Genomic DNA, 20,984 nt, shown 5'->3' on the forward strand with positions numbered 1-20,984 from the left:
GCCTCAGACGCTCGGCAGGGGCGTGTACCACTGCGCGCCGGTCACCCGGACCCGCTGCGACTGCCTGCGGTTCCACTCCACCCGCATGCCGTGCCGGCGGAGCACCGGGAAGGCGACCTCGTCCAGTAGGCGTTCCAGGTCGGCCTGGTAACGGGCCTGCTGCTCGGCCTCCGGCAGGGCCGAGTAGGCGGCCTCGTCGAAATCCGCCGCCGGATAGACGCCGTAGCCGAGGTAGACCTCGCCGTCCTCGCTGGCGAGCAGCGACTCCGTGTCCTGCTGGTGGTACCACAGGTAGCCCTGCCAGTGCCGCGAGTCGTCGCGCTCGTCGTGGATCTCGGCGGACGCGCAGGTGCCGCAGCAGCTGAAGTTTTCCCGGGCCACCACGCCGACCTCGGTGAGCTCGGCGAACGCGCGGTTCAGGTTGCTGCGCACCGCGCCCCAACCCTGCTGCTGCTCGCGGCGGGCGGTCAGCGCCCTCTCGTACGCCGATCTCAGGTCGTCGTCGGTGGCGCCGTGTCGCTCGTCGTCCCCGTCGAGGTAGTCCACGAAGTCGTCGGGGTCGTCAGAGCCGCGCACGACCCAGTCCCAGATCTCGGCCTCGATCTCGGCGCGCCCCGGCTCGGCGACCCGCTCGGTCAGGAAGCGGACGCCCGCGGGGCGGTCGTTGTACACCCATCCAGCCACGGCGAGGATCCTGGCACGGACCTCCGACAGTGCCCGGCGGTGGCGGTGCGGACGGTCCGGCCCCGCCGTCGTACGGCGGGGCCGGCTGCGGCGGTCGCGCCCGGTCAGCTCAGGGTGGCGAGCAGCGCGGTGCTCATGCCCTGCTCACCACGGGCGTTCGGGTGAAAGGGCGCGGCGGAGTTCTGCGGCACCAGGCCCTCGACCCAACGGGTGCCGCTGCTCTTGCACGCGTCCCGACCGATCGACGGCGTGTAGACGTCGGCGTAGGTGGCGCCGTTCGCGCCCGCGGCGCTGGCCAGCATGGCGTTGAGCGACTTCTCGATGCCACGCAGGTACGGCACGTCCTGGTACGCGATCGGCACCACCGGCCAGCAGCCGTACCCGCTGTCGGGCAGGATCGCCGGATAGCCGAGGACGACGACGCGCGCGCTGGGCGCGGCCCGGCGGATCGACTGGAGCACGGTGGTCACCTTCGGCACCGTCGCCGCGATCCGGGCCTGCAACTGGTCGGTGCCGCCGGCCGTGTACCGGTTCTTGCACGGCGAGCCGAGGGGACTGCTGAGGCTCGCCTCCGCGCACTCGCCGATGATGCCGGAGAAGCCGATGTCGTTGCCGCCGATCTGCACCGTCACCAACGACGTGCTCGAGGTGACCGCGTTGAGCTGCGGTGGCAGGTTGATGCCCAGTTGACCACTGCCGCCGTAGAGGATGTCGTCGGTCGTGGCCCCGGAGCAGCTCATGTCCGCGAACGACGTCGAGCCGGCGGCCGCGGCCACCAGGGAGGGATAGTTGCGGTTCGACCGTAGACAGTTGAGGTCCACCTGGGTCGGGATCAGGGGACCTGCGGTGTACGAGTCGCCCAGCGCGACGTAGCGGCCGGAGGGGACCGCGGCGCTGGCGGGTGTGGTGACGGCGAGCAGGACGCCGACGGTGGCCGTGGCGAGTGCGGCCACTCGGGCGGCTGCCCGCAGGAGCGGCAGGCGGGGACGGGACATGACGCCTCCCAAGGGAGATCGCGGTGGTGGTGGTGCCGAGATCCTGTCCCCGGTCGGCGATAGACGTCAATATAGATAGACCTCACTAAATGACACGCTGGAATGTGGATTTCGCCTTCACCACACACCCCTGCGACACGCGATGATCCCCCGCCGCATAGCATGGCGACAGTTCGGGACGGCTCTGCTGAAACGAGGCGACATGCGTTGGCTCCAGCGGCTGCTGGGCGGCGGGCGGATCCATCTCGACCCGGAGCGGCAGCAGACGCTGCTGCGAGACCTCCAGCACGGATACGGCCCGCGGGCACGGACCCCGTTCCCCGCGCAGGTCGAGGCGGCGACCGGGATGCTGAGCGGGGACGACGGGCTGGTGGTCGCGGCCCGGGTCCTGCACCAGGTCGCCGACGAGGCACACCTCGATCTTCGGGCGCAGGCCCAGGACATCCACCGTCGGACGGGCCGGCGACTCCTCGTGCACCGGCGCAACTACCGGCAACTGTGGTCGGAGGCCGGCCCCGGACTGCGCTGGCCGCTGTTCGCGCTGCCCTGCGGCTTCCACCCGTACGCGCAGGTGGCCGCCGCTGTCGCGGTGGTCGGCGGTCGCGCGGCCCGGCTCGATCGGGTGACCGATCCGGCGCCGCTGGTGACCCACATGTTCGAGGTGCTCGACCTCACCACCGCCGGCTGGGAGTACGGCCGGGTGCGGGTGGACACCGACGGGGCAGCCCTGGTCGATCGACTGATCGCGAGCGCCGCGCAGATCCTCGCGGCCATGGACGACCCACCGCGACTGCCGCCGCCGGTCCGCGCGCTGATGCGCCGCAACAACAGCCTCGACGTCCACGATCCGCACGCCGGACATCCGGTGGGACGGTTCAACCTGGGCGCGCGGATGCGGGAGCAACTGCTGGCCTGACCGCCGATCAGGCGCGGGCGTGCGCGCCCAGGAAGGCGAGCAACAGGGTCACCACCTCGTCGGGGTACTGCACGTGCGGGTAGTGACCCGCGCCCTGGACCATCTCGAGCCGCCCCAGCCCGCTCGGCAGCGCGGCCACGATGGCCTCGCCCTCGGCGCGCGGGTCGGCCCAGTCCGGGTCGAGCGCGCCCTCGACGATCAGGACCGGACAGCGGACGTTACCCAGTTGCGCCCCGGCGTCGGTCGGCGCCGACCGACCCATCCCACGCATCGCCGCCATCCGGCCGGGCTCGCGCATCATGGCGTCGATCCGGGCCGTGCGGGCGGCCCAGTCGGCCGGCTTGCGGCCCGGGTAGGCCACGTCGAGATAGCTGCGCCAGAGCCGGACGCTGCCGAACAGGCCGGTGCCGAGCAGCCGGGCGATGCCCCTGCGGTAACGGGAGACCCGCAGGTCACCCAGCTTGATCGACTGCTTGCGGGTGAAGGGGGCCAGTTCGACGACGCCGGCGACCAACTCGGGGGCACGGGCGGCGGCGATGGTGGCGGCCCCGCCGGAGATCGAGTGACCGACCAGCACGGCCGGGCCGCCCAGGTGGCGGATGATGGCGAGCAGATCACCCGCGATGTCGGTGCGACTGTAGGAGCGCCATCCGACGCTCGACTCGCCACAACCGCGCAGGTCGACCGCGGCCACCCGGTAGCCGGCGGCCGCCAGGCGCGGCACAACGAAGCGGTACGCCTCGCGGCTGTCACCCATGCCGTGGGCGAGCACGACGAGCGGCCCGGAGGCGCCGGTCACCTCGTACGCCAGGGTGCCGCCGTCCACGTTCAGGTACTCGGTCATCGAAGCCTCCAAGCTAATCGTCTTAGCTAGAGGCTAATCCTATTAGCCACACCCGTCAAAGTGATGTCCACCGCCCCGCCTGACGGAGTGGGGTCAGCGTGCGGACGCGACGTCCCGGGTGATCACCCGCGCCACCTCGCCGAGGTCGTCGTCGAGCTGATGGTCGCGCCCCGGGAGCCGGTACAGGAGCGCCTGCGGCAGCGCCCGCGCGTAACGATCGGCGTGCGACGGCGGCACCGTCTCGTCCCCGAGGCCGTGGAACACCCGCACCGGCACGCCGCGCGGCAGCCTGGCACCGAGGTCGCCCGGCAACTCGAACTCGTCGCCGGGCCAACCGCCCGCTCCGACGAACGGAGCTGCGACCAGGACGATCAGCGCCAGCTCACGCTCCGGTGGCCGCTCGGCGAGCACGTGCGCGAGAATCGCCCCGCCCACCGAATGGCCGATCACGACCGCGCCGTCGTCCAGGGCCGCGATCTCCCGGCGAACGGCGGCGCTCCAGGTGGCGTAGCGCGGATCGCCCTCGTCGGGCAGGCGTGGATAGCGGACGTCGTACGAGTCACCGAGCTCGCGCCGCAGGCTGTCGACCATCCGGCTGTCCCACTCGTCGTACGTGCCGGGGCCGGCGCCCTGGACGAAGAGGATTTGCCTGACCGCTGTCACGGCAGCTCCCTCTCGTGCTTTCGGGGCGGGACCGCGCCGCTCTTTCGCGATTTTCATTCGTGGCCGGAAAACGCCACCGGTATCCGCTCCCACTTAAACGTATATCGCGACCGGGGCCTTGCCGCAAGACCCCGGTCGTGACGCAGAATCGTCGGCCGGAGACGGAACGATGCGAAGAATCGGGGCACCACGTGGGTGTGTTGTGCAGGACGCGAGTGTTCACGCCGACCGTGCGGGCCGAGGTGGCGCGATGACGGACCGGTACGTGTGGGATCTCGACGAGGTCGACGAGACGCAGGTCGCGCTCGTCGGCGGCAAGGGCGCCCGACTGGGGGCGCTGACACGGATCGACGGCGTCCGCGTACCGCCCGGCTTCTGTGTGACGACCGACGCGTTCCGACGGGTCGTGGCCGAGGCGCCCGCGATGGCCGATCACCTCGACCGCCTGTCGCGCCTCGCGGCGGACGACCGGGACACGATCCGCGACCTCAGCGCGGAGATCCGCCGAATCATCGAAGCCATCGTCCCGCCCGACGACGTGGTGACGGCGATCGGCGCGGCCCTGCGCCGCCACGGCGCCGACACGGCCTACGCCGTCCGGTCCAGCGCCACCGCGGAGGACCTCGCGACGGCCTCCTTCGCGGGCCAGCAGGACACCTACCTGAACGTCCGGGGCGCGGAGGCCGTCCTCGCGCACGTCAGCCGGTGCTGGGCCTCGCTCTTCACCGAGCGGGCCGTCAGCTACCGGCAGCGCAACGGCATCGACCACCGGACGGTCCACCTCGCGGTCGTGGTGCAGAAGATGGTGTTCCCGCAGGCGGCCGGCGTGCTGTTCACGGCCGATCCGGTCACGTCCAACCGGAAGGTCGCCTCCGTGGAGGCCAGCTTCGGTCTCGGCGAGGCGCTGGTCTCCGGGCTCGTGAACCCGGACGCCTACCGGGTGCGCGACGACGCGATCGTCGACCGGTCGATCGCCGTCAAGCGCCTCGCCATCAACGCCCTCCCCGGCGGCGGCACCGACCGACAGACGATCAGCGCGGACCGGCAGGGCCAGCCGGCGCTGACGGACGACCAGGTCCTGCGACTGGTACGGGTGGGGCGGCGCATCGAGGCGGCCTTCGGTTGCCCGCAGGACATCGAGTGGTGCCTGTCCGACGGCGACGCCCAGATCGTCCAGAGCCGGCCGATCACCACGCTGTTCCCGGTACCCGCCGCCGCCCGGGACGGGGCGAACCACGTCTACCTGTCCGTGGGACATCAGCAGATGATGACCGACGCCATGAAGCCGCTGGGGCTGTCCATGTGGCAGCTCACGGCGATGGCGCCGATGCACGAGGCCGGTGGGCGGCTCTTCGTGGACGCCACCGGAATCCTGGCGTCGCCCGCGAGCCGCGCCGGCTTCCTCGAGATGGCGGGCAGGTCAGATCCGTTGACCCGGGACGCGCTGGAGACCCTGCTCGCCCGCCCCGACTTCGTACCGACGCTGACCGACGACGCTCCCCGTGTCCCCCGGCTGGGCGGCGCGCCGGCCACGATCGAGAACGATCCGGCCATCGTCACCGAACTGGTCGAGCGCAGCCGGACGTCCCTCGCCGCGCTGCGGCGTGACATCGCGACGGTGACCGGACCGGCACTGTTCGACTTCCTGCTCACGGCATTCGAGGAGCACAAGCGGCTGCTCGCCGATCCATTGAGCATGCAGGCGATCATGGCGGGGATGGAGGCCACCTGGTGGCTCAACGAACAGCTCGCCGGTTGGCTGGGTGAGCGGAACGCCGCCGACACCCTCACCCTGTCGGCCCCCGGCAACATCACGTCGGAGATGGGCCTGGCGCTGCTCGACGTCGCGGACGCGATCCGCCCGTACCCCGAGGTGGTGGCGTTCCTGCGGGACGTCGACGACGACGGCTTCCTCGACGAGCTGCCGAGACTGCCGGGCGGCAGCCAGGCGCGCGACGCCATCCGGGCCTATCTCGACCGGTACGGGATGCGCTGCGTCGGCGAGATCGACATCACGAGGCCGCGCTGGGCCGAACGCCCCACCACGCTCGTACCCCTGATCCTCGACAACATCAGGTTGCACGAGCGCGGCGCGGCCGCACGGCGCTTCGCGCAGGGGCGCGAGGAGGCCCAGCGCAAGCGCGAGGAGCTGCTGGAACGCCTGCGTGCCCTGCCGGACGGGGTGCGCAAGGCCGACGAGACCGCACGGATGATCGACCGGGTTCGCACCTTCATCGGGTACCGGGAGTACCCGAAGTACGCGATCATCAGCCGCTACCTCGTGTACAAGCAGGCCCTGCTGCGGGAGGCGGAACGCCTCCTGCGGGCGGGCGTGCTGCGCCAGATCGACGACATCTTCTACCTCACCTTCGCCGAGCTGCACGACTTCGTGCGGACGCACCGGATCGACGATCACCTCGTCGAGCGGCGCAGAGAGGCGTTCCGGACGCACCAGAGGCTCACCCCGCCGCGGGTGCTCACCTCGGAGGGAGAGGGCATCTCCGGGGCGTACCGACGCGATGACGTGCCGGCCGGCGCGCTTGTCGGTCTCGGCGTCTCCGACGGGATCGTCGAGGGTCGCGCCCGCGTCCTTCCCGACCTGGCCGAGGCCGACCTGGAACCGGGCGACATCCTGGTCACCGCGTACACCGACCCGAGCTGGTCGCCGCTGTTCGTGGCGGTCGCCGGACTGGTCACCGAGGTGGGTGGCCTCATGACCCACGGGGCGGTCATCGCCCGGGAGTACGGCCTGCCCGCCGTCGTCGGCGTGCCGGACGCGACCAGGCTCATCCGGAACGGGCAGCGGATCCGGGTGCACGGCGCCGACGGGTACGTCGAGATCGTGTCGGACGAGGGCGCTCAGGTGTAGGGCATCGTCGGGAACCAGCCGTAGCCCGATCGCCGCGAAGTCCAGGATCGAACTGTGCGGCATGGCTGTCGATCTACCGCCCGCCCGAGCCGTCGTAGTGTAGGGGCCCACCACCGAGGGGGCCGGCACACGGACGGGACTTGAGCCATGGCCAAGTACATGATTCTGATCTACGGCGACGCCCAGCAGTGGGAGGCGATGACCGACGAGCAGTGGAAGGCACACGACGCCGCGCACGCGGCGTTCGCCGAGAAGGCTGGGACTCAGATCATCGACGGAAAGCAGTTGGAGATGTCGCCCACGGCCACCACGCTGCGCTCGGACTCGATGGGGCAGATCACGACGACCGACGGCCCGTTCCTGGAGACCAAGGAGGCGCTCGGCGGCTACTACCTGATCGAGGCCACCGACCTGGACGAGGTGCTGTCGTTGGCGAAACTGCTCCCCGAGGTGCGCGCGTCGCACAGCGGTGTGGAGATCCGCCCGGTGGTCGACCACGGTTGACGTGACCGACCCACGAACGAAGGACGAGGTCGTCGCGGCGGTCGCCCAGGCGCACCGCCGCGACTGGGCCCAGGTGTTCAGCACCACGGCCCACCTGACCCGCGACCTCGACCTGGCCGAGGAGTGCACCCAGGACGCGTTCGCCCGGGCCCTGGAGACCTGGACGCAGACCGGCATCCCGGACCGGCCGGGCGCCTGGTTGACCACCATCGCGCGTAACCGGGCCCGCGACGTCCTGCGCCGCGCGTCGGTGTTCCGTCGCAAGATGCCCCTGCTCGTGGCCGACGAGACCACGCCGGGGCCGGAGGACGGTCTCGTCGACGACCGGCTGCGCCTCATCTTCACCTGCTCACACCCGGCCCTGGCCCGGGACGCCCAGGTCGCCCTGACGCTGCGTCTGGTGTGCGGGCTGTCCACGCCCGAGGTGGCCCGCGCGTTTCTCGTGCAGCCGGCCACCATGGCCGCCCGCATCACCCGGGCCAAGAAGAAGATCGCCGCGGCCCGCATCCCGTACCGGGTGCCGGGCCCGGACCAGCTGGAGGAGCGGGTGAGCGCGGTCCTGGAGGTCGTCCACCTGATCTTCACCACCGGCCACACGGCGCCGCTCGGCGCCCAGCTGGTCCGCCAGGACCTGGTGGACAGCGCGGTCGGGCTGGCCCGCATGCTGCACCTGCTGATGCCGACCAACGCCGAGATCAGCGCACTGCTCGCGTTGCTCCTGCTCAACGCCGCCCGCCAGGACGCCCGCAGAGCCGCGGACGGGCGTCTGGTGCTGCTGTCCGAGCAGGACCGCTCGCGCTGGGACCGGCAGCTCATCGCCGAGGGCCGGGCTCTGGTCGCCGACGCGCTGCGTCGACGGCCTCCGACGCGGTACGCGTTGGAGGCGGCGATCGCCGCCCTGCACGCTGCGGCGCCGAGCTGGCAGGACACCGACTGGGCCCAGATCGTCGCGCTCTACGACACCCTGTTCCGGATCTGGCCCTCCCCCGTGGTCGATCTCAACCGGGCGGTCGCGATCGGGCTGCGCGACGGACCCCGGGCCGGCCTCGACGCGCTCGACCCACTGCTCGCCGACCCGGCCCTGGCCACGTACGGATACCTGAGTGCCGCCCGGGCCGACTTCCTGCGCCAGTTGGGGCAGTGGCGGCAGGCCCGGACGGCCTACGAGGAGGCCTTGACCCTCACCGACAACGACGTCGAACGGGCATTTCTCAGCGACCGGCTGACCGAGGTGGAACGGAATCTGTGAGCGCCAGCGCCAGGGGAACGGCGGTCGGTCAGACATCCGCCTCGATGGCGAACGTGTTGCCGTCCGGGTCCTGGATCCAGGCGATACGCCCACCTCCGGCCCGCGCGGTGATCCCCTTCGGGTCGTGCTCGAACTGCTCGTAGCGCACGGGGTCGACGCCGGCGGCCATGAGTTCGTCGACGATCTCGTCGAGGTCGTCGACGTACCACGTCGCCAGCGTCGCCTCGGTCGTCCCGGCGGTGACCGACTGGTACACGTTGAGGGCCGGTCCGCCGCCGGAGGCGTAGATGCGGCTGCCGTCGGGGATGTGGGCGCTGGGCGCGGACCGCAGCGCCCGCAGGCCCAGCCTGCCTTCGTAGAAGGCGACCGCCCGTGCGATATCGGACACGGCGACTGACGTTCTGAGGTGGTGTGCGCTCAAGGGCATGCCCCAGCCTGGCAGAGACGGGGGCCGGTGGACGTGACGCGGGGCGGGCTCGGCGTGGTGCCGGGCCCGCCCCTCGGTCGTGCGTCAGGTCAGCGTTGCAGGGTGAGCACGCCCGGTCGGTACGGCAGTAGGCCGTAGTCGACGCCGTTGGAGGAGGGCGATCGGCCCTGGTAGAGCAGTTGGAGGTTGCAGGGGTTGACGGTGAAGGTCTGGTCGGCGCTGGTGCGGATCAACTCGCCGTGGCTGATGTCGTTGGTCCAGGTGGCGCCGCTGTTGGCCTTGCCGGCGAAGGGGTTGCTCTCGGTGGCGGCCTGGGGGGTCCAGCTGCCGTTGAGGCTGGTGGCGGTGAAGGAGCGGAAGTAGCGGCCCTGGCCGCCGATGGCCTCGACGATCATGAGGTACTTGTTCTGGCCTTGGAGCTTGTAGACCTGGGGCGCTTCGAAGAGGTTGTTGGTGGAGTCGCTCATGATGGTCGTGTAGCTGGAGCCGAAGCTGCTGGGGAAGTTCCCGATCGGCATGCTGGCGCGGTAGATCTTGCCGTTGTCGCCGGCGAAGAAGAGGTACATGTTCTGGTCGTCGGCGATCAGGGTCTGGTCGATCGGGCCGGTGCCGGAGCCGGTGATGCTGCCGCTGAACAGGGTCTGGGCGGCGGACCAGCCGTTGGCGTTGGTGGGGTCGGTGGAGGTGCGGTAGGAGAACGCGGCACCGCCCCACTGGTAGGCCAGGACCCAGATGTTCTTGGGCGCGAAGTAGAACAGGGTCGGCGCGACGGTGCCGCTGTTCATGGTGTTCTGGCTGGCCGAGCCCATCTCCGACCAGTTGGTGAACAGACCGAAGTTCATCGACCCCCACGACGAACCGAAGTCGTGGGTGGTGGCGTAGACGAGTTGCCGGCCGTTGTAGGGGGCGACGGTGAAGTCCTTGAGTGACACCCAGCCCGACTTCGGCTGCGCCAACGCCCCGGTCGACGACCACCGGTACGACGACGGCAGGTCACAGGTGCCACCCGGGGGCGGCGTGGTGGGCGGCGGCGTGGTGGGGTTGCCCCCGCCGTCGACGCGGACGAACTGCCACTGCTGGTTGGTGCCGTTCCAGTCGTCGTACTGCACGATGTTGCCACCGTCGGCCGTCGAGGCGCCCTGCACCTCCATGACCTTGTTGCTGTTGCGGTTGATCAACCGCACGTACCCACTGTCCGAGTCGGCCAGCCGGAACTGCTGGTTGGTCCCGTTGTTGTCCGACCACTGCACGATCGCCCCGCCGTTGGCCGTCGACCGGCCGGAAACATCCAGCACCTTGCCGGACAACCGCGACTTGACCCGGTAGTAACCACTACCCGAGTCCACGAACTGCCACTGCTGCTGGTTGCCGTTGTTACGCGTCCACTGCGTGATCCGCGCACCGTCGTTCGTGGCCAGGTTGTAGACGTCCAACGCCTTGCCACTGTTGCGGTTCACCAGGACGTACCACGCGCTCGTGTCGACGGTCGCCGCAGCCGCGGGCGACGACACCGCCATCGCGGCGGCGCCAGCGACCACCACCGCCGCCACGCTGGCGGCTGCCGCTCGTACCAACCGCCCTCGCCGCCGCGAGGGCGGCGCTATCGCCGGGGTCGTATCAATGGCGGACATGTTCCTCCTCAATCACAGGGAGCCGAACGGCTCCCCGAAGCTAGGCGCACCACGACACGCGACCGGGCGCACACGGCGGGAATGTTCGCGTTAACACGATCCCTGCGTGCTGCGGACAGTGTCGGATTGACGGTCGACGAAGTCGGCCGGCGGTACATCGCACCCGACGTCGTCCTTGACCATCGACTGTGAGCGATAACATGCTGTTCGTCAAGACGTAACATCCGCGTAAAGCAGGGCCGACCCGTCGGGTCCGACCATTGACGCCGGTCGCACGCCTGCTGCCCGGCCACCCACCGCCCGACAACCCGGGCCGACGTACTCGGCAACCCAGAATGACTGACGCTAACATCGACATTCGCGCATAAAGCGCCGCGTCTTCCCCGCTGCCGCAGCCGTGCTCGCGAGGATTCATCGACGGACTGCCGGCCGCGCCCGCCCCGGTGCCCAGGCCCGGAGTCGGTGACTCCCGGCCCGGGCATCCGTGCTCAGGGGCTGGTGCAGGTGACGTTGCCGGGCGGGGTGGCGCCGTCTCCGGTGGCGGTGAATCCGAAGGTCGTCGAGGCGTTCGGCGCGAGCGTGCCGTTGTAGTCGGCGTTGCGCACGGTGACGTTGCCGGTGGTCCCGGTGTTGACACCGCTCCAGAGGCTGCTGATGGCCTGGCCATTGGCCAGGGTCAGGCGCACCGTCCAGCCGTTGATCGTGCCGGACGTCCCGTTGGTGACGGTGAACTCGCCCTGGAACCCGCCCGGCCAGCTGTTGATCGCCCGATAGGTGGCGGCGCAGGTGCCCGGCTCACCGGTCGGCGGCGGGGTGGTCGGCGGCGGCGTCGTCGGCGGCGGGGTGGTCGGCGGCGGCGTCGTGGGCGGGGGCGTGGTCGGCGGCGGCGTGGTGGGCGGAGTCGTCGACTGGAACTGGCTGAAGAACCGCCAGATCTCACCCGAGGTCCAGGTCCGCGAGTCGTTGGGGCTGCCCGACCCGTCGACCGGGCTCGGGGTGTGGTCGCCGTCGAACGCGGCCCACTGCACCGGGTACCCCGAGCGGCAGCCGGAGTAGGTGGTGGTGATGTGGGTCAGGCTGCCCTGGCTGGGCTCGCGTGGGCTCTGTGCCGTGCAGCCGTTGTTCCGCACGAACGTGTCGCGCAAAGCCCGACCCTGCGAGATGTTGAGCACGCTGTCGTGGATGCCGTGGATGCCGAAGTACGGAACCGGCTGGGTGCCGCCGCTACAGCCGCTGAGGTTCGCGCCGGAGAGCACCGCGACCGCGCGGATGACGTTGGGTCGGGCACAGGCCACCGCGTAACTCATGGCCCCGCCGTAGCTCCAGCCCAGGGCGAAACGCTGCGTCGTGTCGACGCAGAGGTCGTTCTCGACCTGCCTGGAGATGTCGTCGAAGAGGGTCAGGTCCCGCCCGTTGGTGTTGGCCCACCCGGCGTTGATGCCCTGCGGCGCGACGAAGATCGTGCTGTTGTTCGACAGCGGCGCGAGGCCGTAGTAGCCGGCCGAGGCGACGTTGTTGGCCGATCCGTTCAGCCAGTGGAAACCGAAGACCAGGCGGTACTGGCGGTTCCGGTCGTAACCGCTCGGGATCTGGAGGATGTAGGTGCGGCTCTGGCCGCTGCTGGTGATCGTGCGTGTCCCGTTGGTGAGGGTGGGCGCCTTACCGCAGCCCGCGGTCGCCGCCAGGGTGCCGTTCGTGGCAGCCGCCGCCTCGCCGCGGAACCCGGCGGTCAACGCGCCGCCGGTAGCCACGACGAGAACCGCCGCGGCCGCGACGAACGTCAGTAGTTGTCTCCGTCTGACCATTGCTCGACTCCTTGCCGTTGATCGTGCGTACGACATGCACCTCGAGCCGGTTCGTGCCGGGTGGGGTGCTCGCCCGCGCGGGCGGGACGAGGGCCGACCGACGAGGTGCCGTGACAGGACGTCCTTCCGTTGCGGGCCGACGTGCTCGTGCGGCCGGTGCGGCGTACACGGGTGGTGTACGGGCCGTACCGTCGCTGCCGGGTTGTCCGCGACGGGGCATGGAATGCGGGGAATGCGGCCGGACCGGGGGGGCGTCCGACGACCGCGCGGTCGCCTGGCAGTGGCGGAGCGGCCCGGACTGGTCACCGATCGGTGCGGCGGCGGGAGGGCGGGCCCTCGGCATGCCTGCGCCGACTGACTGCAGTGACTGGGAGCGTGCCCTTCACTCCCCGCGCCGGAACATAGCATGTTATCGATAACACGCTCAACCGACCGAGTGCCGCGCAATCGACCGACATGGTCGGTCCGACCCATTAAAGCCCTGGTCAGGCGGTCGACCGCAGAGCGGCACGCCCATCCCCGGGAACACGCGTCACCGCTGCGTGTCCTCGGATCGCGAGGCGAAGGGGGTGACCTCGAGGAGCCTGTCCCCCAGGTCGCAGACCGTGTCCCGCATGCGACGGGTCCCGCCGTTCTGCATGGCGTGCATGGCGTCGCAGGCCCCCCGCCAGGCCTGACAGGCGCCGGGCACATCGTCGAGATCCAGCAGGGTCCCGCAGAGCTGGGCGGACGCCTCGAAGACGTCGATCCGACTGTGCGCCTCGACGGCCGCTCGGAGGCCCTGCTCGAGCTGGTCCCGAGCGTGGCTCTGGTGCCCCAGCAACGCCAGGCACTCGGCGATCAGAATGCGGATCGCCGGTTCGTCCGTCCCTGGTCCGACCTTCTCGCTCTGGGCCAGCGCCTCGTCGAGGCACCCCATGGCCTCGCCGGGAGCACCGAGTCGGACCAATGTCCGGCCCCGGGCCACGCACGCCCAGATCTCGCCCTGCTCGAAGCCGGCGGCCCGGTAGAGGGACAGTGCTCGCTCGTTCTCCGCGAGTGCCCGCTCGTGCCGGCCGAGCTGACTGTGGATCCGGTGCAGGGCACTGTGGACGCCGCCCAACTCCGCGATCATGCCGCGCTCGGTGAAGATCTCTCGGGCGCGGGTGAGCAGGTCGAGTGCCTCGTCGTAGCTGGCGAAGTGGAAGCAGGAATCGGCCAGACTCCACATAGCGTGGGCCGCACCCAGGTCATCCCCGCTGCCGTTGGCAGCCCGCAGAGCCACCCGCATCACGTCCTGCCAGTCGTGGAACCGCCCGGTGAGCCGCAACCACGGCCAGATGGTGAGAGCCAGCCGCCAGGGTGGGACACCGAAGTCGCCCTCCGCCGCACGGCGAACCGCCTCGAACAGGACCTCCCGGTGATCGTCGAACCACCGCATCGCGGCCTCGTACGAACCGGGTCGCTCGGCGATGACGCCGGCCGGGGCCGGAGTGGGGGCAGCCGCCGGGCTCGTCGGTACCAGCCGCAGCGCGGCCTGGTGGCTGCTGTGCAGGTAGTGGTGCAGAAGTCGGTCGATCGCCGCCTCCCGGTCGCGGACCGACTCCGCCGCCAGGATCAGCTCCTGCGCGTACGCCCGGACGAGGACGTGCGAGGTGAACCGGCCCCGGTCGTCCTCGTCGAGCAGGGCCGCCTCGGCGAGTTCGCGCACCATGGCCCGCGTCTGCTCCAGCGGGGTCTGGGACATGCTGGCGAAGGCCTCGGCCGAAACGCCGGCCGCCATGGCCGCGGAGGACAGCCGGAAGAGCCGTGCCGCGTCCGGGCTGAGCTGACGGTACGACCAGGCGAAGGCGGCACGCGGATCGCATCCGCCGTGGTTGCCGGAGAAGGCGGTGAGTCGCCGCGCGCCGTCCCGGAGTTCCGCGGCGACGTCCTCCAGAGCGAGTCGCGGACGCGCGCTCAACCGGCCGGCCAGGATCGCCAACGCGAGGGGCAGGCGCCCACACATCTCGATGATCTCGTCGAGGGTGTCGGACACCTCAGCGCTGCCCGCCGGGGAGCGGTTCGGCGCGTCCTTCAGCCGGCGCTGGACCAGCCTTCGGGCGGTCGGCATGTCCGGAGGATCGAGATGCAGCAGGTGGGCTCCGTCGCGGACGGCGAGATCGACGAGCGGACTGCGGCTGGTCACCAGAACCAGACACTCCGGGGAGTTGGGCAGCAAGGGGCGCACCTGGGCGGCGTCGAGCGCGTTGTCGAGGAACACGAGCAACTTCCGGCCGGCGGTGAGGCTCCGGTAGATGCCGACCCGTGCGGCGAGCGTCTCCGGGACGCTGGACATGTGGAAACCCTGCGACGACAGCAGGGATCCGAGCGCATCGCTGGCCGAGAGGCTGTCGGTCTCGGGCTGCTCCGCGCGCAGGTCGAGGTAGAGCTGGCCGTCGGTGAACTCCCCGGCGACCAGGTGGGCGAAGTGCGCGGCCAGCGTGGACTTGCCCACGCCGCCCATTCCGTCGAGTGCGACAACCAGCGGACCCGTCCCGCGCGCGTCGGCCGTGTACTCGCACATTCCGGCGAGAGTCGCGAGTTCGGCGGTACGTCCGACGAAGGCGGGGAGATCGGGTGGGAGCTGCGCCGGACGCACCAGCGGCACCGGCCACGAGCGGTCGCGCCGCCGCGTCTCTGGGCCGGTCTGGCCGTTCGGCACCGAGGTCGCCGTCCCCGCCAGGACGCGCCGGTGCGCGGCCTGGAGCGCCTCGCCCGGATCGATGCCCAGCTCCTCGACGAGACGGGTGCGGACGGTCCGGAAGAGCCCCAGCGCCTCGGCCTGGTGGCCGCTCGCCCCGAGCGTGGCGATGAGACTCGCCTGCACCGGCTCGTGGAACGGCGCCATCGAGGCGGCCAGCCGGAGGGGCCGGAGCAACCGCGTCGGCCGGTCCAGTGACATGGCGAGTTCGGCCGCCGGCACGCACCCGTCGAGGAATTCCTGATCGAGCGCCGCGAAGATCGACATCGAGGTGGTGCCGTGGGCGTACGTGTCACCGGCGGGCCCGCGCCACAGCCCCAGGGCCTGGGCGTACCGATCCAGCGCCGCGTGACGGTCGCCGGCCGTGAGCTTGGCGCGGGCGGCCCCGACGAGCTCACGGAAGCGGAACAGGTCCAGCGAGCCGGGCGCGGGCGCGAAGAGGTAGCCACTACCGTGCCGCCGCAGGTACGTGCCGGAAGCGCGCAGCGGGAGCGAGGGTTCCATCAGCCGCCGCAGCGCGCCGACGTACTTGTGGATGACGTTCGTGGCGCTGGCCGGAGCGTCCTCACCCCAGACCAGTTCGATGAGGTCGGTCGCGCTGACCGGTCGCCCCGCGCGGGCGAGGAGCAGGGCCAGCAGGCGGCCCTGCTGTCGGGGGCCGACGTCCACCTCGACACCGTCACGCCACAGTCGCAGGGGACCCAGGATCTCGAAACGCAGGCTGCCGTCGGTCGGCCGGGGTCCGTCTTCTCCGTGGCGGGCATCGGTCGAAATCGACAATTCAATCTCCTGTTTCGCCGTACCCGCCGCCACCACCGAGCTTGCCAGTCTACGGGTGCGCGGCCGAGGACGACCCGTCACCGAGACGCGATCCGGACGAAACGGTGGAGCACGGCACCCGACAATAGAAATGTCACTGCGCGGAATACACGAGGCAGGGCCTCTCCGACGCCGTTCGTCGCTTTTTCGCCGACTCCGTGGATTCCAGGCGATACGGCCGCGAGACTGCCCTTTCGGCTCCTAGACTGCGAGCGTGTACGGCGGGGCCGCCCCTGCCAACGGGGAGGTGCGGGTGCCATGAATTCTCGGCCGACGAAACAGCAGGAACGCCCTCACGGCGGAGCCAACCGTGACATGCCTCCGGAACTCGGCTCCGATTCCGTTGGCATATTCGAGGGCCGAACCTTCATGTTGTCCAATGCTGTCGGCGACGTGCCCGCCGATTCCATTGCGGGACTGGTGCACGACGACACCCGTTACCTCAGCCGTTGGGAGATGACGCTCGACGGACACGCCCCGCTGGTGCTCAGCGCCAGCACCGTCGACGCCTACTCCGCGGCCTTCTTCCTCGCCAACCCGGAGCTACCGAACCTGCGGGCGAACGGCATCGGGCTGCGCCGGGAGCGGTTCGTCGGGAACGGCATGTACGAGCGGATCGAGTTGCAGTACTTCGGCGTCGAACCGGTCTCCGTACGCCTGCGGCTGGATGTCGGCGTGGACTTCGCCGACCTCTTCGAAATCAAGCGAGCGGGGCGGAGCCGGCTCGCCGACATCCGACGGAACCACCGGCGGGACGGCTCCGCCCTGCTCTTCTCCTACCGGAACTCGGGCTGGTCGGCCGGCACCACCGTCGAGGCCAGTCCCCCGGCCGACCGGGTCGAGGGCGACTCGCTGGCCTGGGAAGTGCGCCTGGAGCGCGGCGACACCTGGGGGTGCGAGGTGCGCGTGCTGCTGAACTGTCAGGGTACGGACTTCCAGCCGACCAGCCGTGTCTTCGGCGAGGCACACGCCACCGACCCCGACGACGTGGCATCGCGGTGGACGACCAACAAACCGGATCTCAGCGCGGATTCGGAGCTGTTGCGCAACGTCTACCACAAGACGGCCGTCGACCTGGTGTCGATGCGCATCGTCAAGGAGATCAACGGCCAGAAGGTCGTGCTGCTGGCCGCCGGCATGCCCTGGTTCCTGACTCTGTTCGGCCGGGACACGCTGATCACGGCGTACCAGAGCATCACCTGCGGTCCGGACGTCGCGCGCGGGGCGCTGGTCGCTCTCGCCGCGCACCAGGGCACCGTCGTCGACGACTTCAGCGACCAGGACCCCGGCAAGATCCTGCACGAGTTCCGCTCCGGTGAGCTGACGCAGCTCGGCATCGAGCCCTACGGCCCCTGCTTCGGCGCTGCCGACACCACCCAGCTCTGGCTGATCCTGCTCTCCGAGTACTGGCGGTGGACCGGCGACGACGCGTTGGTGCGGCAGTTGCGGCCCAACGCCGACGCAGCGCTGCGGTGGATCGACGAGTTCGGGGACCGCGACGGTGACGGGTACGTCGAGTACGGCACGCGCTCTCCGAACGGCATGCGCAACCAGTGTTGGCGCGACTCGCCGGACGGCGTGCAGTTCGCCGACAGCAGGCTCCCCGACCTGCCGGTCGCCACCTGCGAGATCCAGGGCTACACCTACGACGCGAAGGTACGCGCCGCGGAACTCGCCGACGGGCCGTGGGCCGACGCCCCGTTGGCGCGACGGCTGCGGACCGAGGCCGCCGATCTGCGGGAGCGGTTCAACCGTGACTACTGGCTGCCACAGCGCGGTGGCTACTACGCGATCGGCCTGGACGCGGAGAAACGCCCCATCGACTCGATGACCTCGAACATGGGCCACCTGCTGTGGAGTGGGATCGTTCCGCCCGAGCGGGCGGCCCTGGTGGCGCGGCACCTGATGTCCGACGAGATGTTCTCCGGCTGGGGCGTACGGACGCTGTCGACCGCGGACGTGGGGTACAATCCGATCGGCTACCACCTCGGGACCGTGTGGCCGCACGACAATTCGATCATCGCCGCCGGGCTCGCCCGGTACGGCCACCGGCACGAGGCCAACCGCATCGCGATGGCGTTGCTCGAAGCGGCGGCCCACTTCGACTACCGCCTGCCCGAGGCGTTCTCCGGGTACGACCGGTCACTGGGCCGACGACCCGTGCCCTACCCCACCGCCTGCAACCCCCAGGCGTGGGCCAGCGGGGCGCCCCTGCTCTTCCTGCGGACGATGCTCGGGCTCGACGTCCGCGACGGCGTCCTCGCCACCGATCCGCACATCCCCGAGACGTTGGGGGGCATCCGGCTGACCGGGGTCACCGTGCACGGCGCGAAACGGATCGTTGACGCCTCCGGTTCGCGGTTGCGCTCCCCCGCCTGAGCTGGCGGGCGAACCGGCCCGGTCAGGCCGCCGGGCGGCTCGTCCGCAGGGTGTGGAGCGCGTCCTGATGCCGGGAACGGACGGTCCGGACCGGGACGCCCAGCGCACGGGCCGTCTGGTGGGTGGTCCGTCCCGCCAGGTAGGTGTGCAGCAGCACCGCGCGGTGCTCGACGGACAGCCGGCGCAGCATCGAGACCGCCTCGGCCGCGGCGACGGCGGCGTCCGCGTGGTCCGGTTGGGCAGCGTCGACCTCCGGCTCGATCCTCTCCCGCCCGACGGCGACCTCCCGCAGCGACGCGACGGCCAGGTCACGCGCCACCGTCATCAACCAGTCGCTGATCGGGACCTCGATGGGGCGGAGGCGGGCGCCCTTCTGCCAGGCGTGGATGAACGTCTCCTGCACGATGTCCTCGGCGAGGTGGTGGTCCACCACGAGCCTCTCGACGAAGGTGAGCAGCGGCCCGAAGTTCTCGGCCATCAACTCGTCAAGCGCGGGAGTCCGGGCGGACGCCGCACAGGTGTGGGGAGCCGTTGTCATCGCTGGTGCCTGGTCCTTAACGAGCTGGTCTACGAGCGGGCCCGCCACCGGCACGTCCGGCAACCGGCGATCGGCCCGGCCCCGACGCTACGGTCGGCCAGTTACCAGCCTCGTGACGAACTCTTACCGACCCGGCCGGCCCGGCAGCGAACCCGCCCGCCCTGGCCGGCTACTTCGGGCGCGCGACCTCCAACTGGCCCGTGGACCGGACCGTCACCCAGGTCGTGACGGTGGCCCCGTCCACCTCGGCGGTGCAGGTGAACCGGTGGCCCTCGATGACCGGCTGGTCGACCGGGCAGGCGACGGTGTCCGCGTTCAGCCCGTAGTCGGCCCGGAGCACGGTCAGCACCTGGCGTTGCAGGGCGGCCGTGTCGAGGACCTTCGGTCGCGGGAGGTCGGGCCGGGTCACGGCCACGACCGTCCCCGCGACGACCAGGAGGACGACCGGAACCGCGACGGCCACCACGAGTTTCGGAGCGGGCCGCCAGCGTCTCGCCGTCGGCACGGTCGCCGCCGGCCCCCACTGCGGCCCAGGAGCCGGCTTCCAGCGGGGTGCCCGCAGGGCTGCCCCCGCGCCGGTGACCGCCGGGCTGTCGGACGCGCCGTCCGGGCTCATCGTCGACTCCACGGTCTCAGCGGGCGGTGGGGGTGGGCACGGTGACGACCTCCGGTAGCGGCTTCGTCTTCGCGCCGGTCGGGGCGACCGCGAACCAGGTGCCGCCGACTCCCTGGCCCCGGATCTCGCCGGGCGCGGTGTCCTTGGCGAACAGGTAGACCGGCCAGCCGCCGATGGTCACCTGGCAGGTGCCGTCGGCCCGCTCGACGTACCCGACGAGTTGGGGGTCGACGCCGTCGGGATAGATCCGGCCGGGTGACGAGATGAGCAACGGGGGCCAGGTCCTGGCGCAGTCACCCGCGCAGGTCGCCTTCGGTGGCTTCGCCGAGTCCTTGTCGAACCGGTAGAGCGTCCTGCCCTGGCCGTCCGCGACGTACGTGCCGATGTCAGGCTGCTCCATGGCCCGCAACCGCACCACGTTGCTGCCCTGACCGCGGTCCGGGCTACCGGAGACGGCGACGTCGGACGGCCCGCTGAAGATCTGGACGCGGCGCTGCGTCTTCGCCACGGTCGGCGGCGGCACCGGGCTGACCTCGATGACCTGCGGGCCCGGGTCCGCGGTCGCGGTGACCGACGCGGCCACGGACGCCCCCTGGGTCGGCGCGCTCGCGGTGCCGCCCGCCCCCGTGGCCTCCCCGCACGCGGTCAGCGCCGCCAGGCCGATCACCGCGATCGCGATCCGCGCTCTCTGCACCATGTTCGCTCCACCTCGTATTCGGTGTGGACCGGGCTCGTGCACAGGTCCGGCACCCACACGGACGCCGTACCGAATCGGTTCATCGCCGTACCGCGACGGACAGCCCGGACGGATTCGAACTTGCCCTGAACCGGATGGCGCGAGCATCCGTGTGGGTGGCGGCATCGGCGCAAGACGGTCCACGAGGGGACCGCTCGCCGACCCGCAGAACCACAGGAATACGGGAGGGCGACATGGCCACGTACCACATCGTCAGCGAGGACATCCAGGAGTCCGCGAGCTGGCTGCAGCAGAACATGCAGACTCTGCTGGACGGGATGACCCAGGCCAAGAGCAAGATCGACACGCTGATCCAGGGTGGCTACAACACCCCGGGCGCGCAGCAGCAGTTCGGTCCGTACTTCGAGGAGTACAAGGGCAGCGTCGACCAGACCCTGCACGGCATGGAGGGCATCAGCCAGTACCTCACGCAGGTCAGCGACGCCTTCTCGGAGACCGACACGCAGACCGCCGCCAGCCTCAGCCGCTGACGCGACAAACGGCTCGGCGGCCCGCAGGCCGGCCTGCTGCTCGGCGACGCCGCGCTCGTCGAACGCCTACGCCGCCACCCGCTGGCCCGCGCGCTG

17 protein-coding genes and 1 pseudogene are annotated in these 20,984 nt (G+C 70.8%); 7 read left to right on the top strand and 11 right to left on the bottom strand.

The annotated features are described in order from the left end of the window. Positions 1 to 3: 3 nt before the first annotated feature. Together ACIBTX_RS08730 and ACIBTX_RS08735 are read right to left on the bottom strand one after the other, a co-directional pair. Positions 4 to 684, bottom strand: a complete 681-nt coding sequence (locus tag ACIBTX_RS08730; RefSeq protein ID WP_363661470.1) for a DUF6891 domain-containing protein — start codon at positions 682 to 684, stop codon at positions 4 to 6. A gap of 104 nt (positions 685 to 788) precedes the next feature. Continuing rightward, complete coding sequence (locus tag ACIBTX_RS08735; RefSeq protein ID WP_396832265.1) at positions 789 to 1,679, bottom strand: SGNH/GDSL hydrolase family protein; 891 nt, start codon at positions 1,677 to 1,679, stop codon at positions 789 to 791. Positions 1,680 to 1,881: 202 nt separating this feature from the next. Here ACIBTX_RS08735 and ACIBTX_RS08740 point away from each other — a divergent pair, with 202 nt between their 5' ends. After that, positions 1,882 to 2,595, top strand: coding sequence for a hypothetical protein (locus ACIBTX_RS08740; protein ID WP_396832266.1), 714 nt, complete (start codon positions 1,882 to 1,884; stop codon positions 2,593 to 2,595). Positions 2,596 to 2,602: 7 nt separating this feature from the next. Here ACIBTX_RS08740 and ACIBTX_RS08745 read toward each other — a convergent pair whose 3' ends face one another. Further along, positions 2,603 to 3,439, bottom strand: coding sequence for an alpha/beta hydrolase (locus tag ACIBTX_RS08745; RefSeq protein WP_357171483.1), 837 nt, complete (start codon positions 3,437 to 3,439; stop codon positions 2,603 to 2,605). 93 nt (positions 3,440 to 3,532) lie between these two features. Continuing rightward, positions 3,533 to 4,102: an alpha/beta fold hydrolase gene (locus tag ACIBTX_RS08750; RefSeq protein WP_357120550.1), complete on the bottom strand. Its 570-nt coding sequence runs from the start codon at positions 4,100 to 4,102 to the stop codon at positions 3,533 to 3,535. A gap of 250 nt (positions 4,103 to 4,352) precedes the next feature. Between ACIBTX_RS08750 and rph the strand changes: the two genes are divergently transcribed. The 3 genes from rph to ACIBTX_RS08765 all read left to right on the top strand — a co-directional run bounded on the left by rph (position 4,353) and on the right by ACIBTX_RS08765 (position 8,724). Further along, positions 4,353 to 6,971, top strand: a complete 2,619-nt coding sequence (gene rph, locus ACIBTX_RS08755) for a rifamycin-inactivating phosphotransferase (protein WP_357171482.1) — start codon at positions 4,353 to 4,355, stop codon at positions 6,969 to 6,971. A gap of 147 nt (positions 6,972 to 7,118) precedes the next feature. Beyond that, positions 7,119 to 7,475, top strand: a complete 357-nt coding sequence (locus ACIBTX_RS08760) for a YciI family protein (protein WP_357120556.1) — start codon at positions 7,119 to 7,121, stop codon at positions 7,473 to 7,475. Between the two features lie 73 nt (positions 7,476 to 7,548). Further along, positions 7,549 to 8,724 (top strand): RNA polymerase sigma factor, encoded by a 1,176-nt coding sequence (locus tag ACIBTX_RS08765; RefSeq protein WP_396832280.1) that lies wholly within the window; start codon positions 7,549 to 7,551, stop codon positions 8,722 to 8,724. A 28-nt stretch (positions 8,725 to 8,752) separates the two neighbouring features. On the opposite strand, the gene ACIBTX_RS08770 is transcribed toward ACIBTX_RS08765, so the two are convergent. The 4 genes from ACIBTX_RS08770 to ACIBTX_RS08785 form a co-directional block, all read right to left on the bottom strand. Continuing rightward, positions 8,753 to 9,112, bottom strand: a complete 360-nt coding sequence (locus tag ACIBTX_RS08770; RefSeq protein WP_357120562.1) for a VOC family protein — start codon at positions 9,110 to 9,112, stop codon at positions 8,753 to 8,755. 128 nt (positions 9,113 to 9,240) lie between these two features. Continuing rightward, a complete protein-coding gene (locus tag ACIBTX_RS08775; protein WP_357171480.1) occupies positions 9,241 to 10,782 on the bottom strand; it encodes a non-reducing end alpha-L-arabinofuranosidase family hydrolase in 1,542 nt (513 codons plus the stop codon). A 488-nt stretch (positions 10,783 to 11,270) separates the two neighbouring features. Continuing rightward, positions 11,271 to 12,587 carry a cellulose binding domain-containing protein gene (locus ACIBTX_RS08780; RefSeq protein ID WP_357120568.1) on the bottom strand — a complete coding sequence of 439 codons (1,317 nt, stop codon included), beginning with the start codon at positions 12,585 to 12,587 and terminating at the stop codon, positions 11,271 to 11,273. A gap of 532 nt (positions 12,588 to 13,119) precedes the next feature. Further along, complete coding sequence (locus tag ACIBTX_RS08785; protein WP_357171479.1) at positions 13,120 to 16,089, bottom strand: BTAD domain-containing putative transcriptional regulator; 2,970 nt, start codon at positions 16,087 to 16,089, stop codon at positions 13,120 to 13,122. Positions 16,090 to 16,443: 354 nt separating this feature from the next. On the opposite strand from ACIBTX_RS08785, the gene ACIBTX_RS08790 reads away from it, so the two are divergent. Next, the gene (locus ACIBTX_RS08790; RefSeq protein WP_396832267.1) at positions 16,444 to 18,507 is read left to right on the top strand and encodes a glycogen debranching N-terminal domain-containing protein; all 2,064 of its coding nucleotides are present in this window, start codon (positions 16,444 to 16,446) and stop codon (positions 18,505 to 18,507) included. 22 nt (positions 18,508 to 18,529) lie between these two features. Here the strand turns inward: ACIBTX_RS08790 and ACIBTX_RS08795 are convergent, their stop codons facing one another. The 3 genes from ACIBTX_RS08795 to ACIBTX_RS08805 form a co-directional block, all read right to left on the bottom strand. Then, entirely contained in the window at positions 18,530 to 19,045 is a 516-nt protein-coding gene (locus tag ACIBTX_RS08795; protein WP_396832268.1) for a sigma-70 family RNA polymerase sigma factor, read from the bottom strand. A gap of 169 nt (positions 19,046 to 19,214) precedes the next feature. After that, positions 19,215 to 19,661 carry a DUF4333 domain-containing protein gene (locus ACIBTX_RS08800; RefSeq protein ID WP_357120580.1) on the bottom strand — a complete coding sequence of 149 codons (447 nt, stop codon included), beginning with the start codon at positions 19,659 to 19,661 and terminating at the stop codon, positions 19,215 to 19,217. A gap of 16 nt (positions 19,662 to 19,677) precedes the next feature. After that, a complete protein-coding gene (locus tag ACIBTX_RS08805) occupies positions 19,678 to 20,358 on the bottom strand; it encodes a hypothetical protein (protein WP_357120583.1) in 681 nt (226 codons plus the stop codon). A 233-nt stretch (positions 20,359 to 20,591) separates the two neighbouring features. Here ACIBTX_RS08805 and ACIBTX_RS08810 point away from each other — a divergent pair, with 233 nt between their 5' ends. Next, positions 20,592 to 20,888 carry a WXG100 family type VII secretion target gene (locus tag ACIBTX_RS08810; RefSeq protein ID WP_007457407.1) on the top strand — a complete coding sequence of 99 codons (297 nt, stop codon included), beginning with the start codon at positions 20,592 to 20,594 and terminating at the stop codon, positions 20,886 to 20,888. Positions 20,889 to 20,891: 3 nt separating this feature from the next. Then, positions 20,892 to 20,984: pseudogene (locus ACIBTX_RS08815) on the top strand (hypothetical protein); the annotation flags it as partial.

It is taken from the genome of Micromonospora sp. NPDC049359, assembly GCF_044466585.1.
GTDB lineage: Bacteria > Actinomycetota > Actinomycetes > Mycobacteriales > Micromonosporaceae > Micromonospora.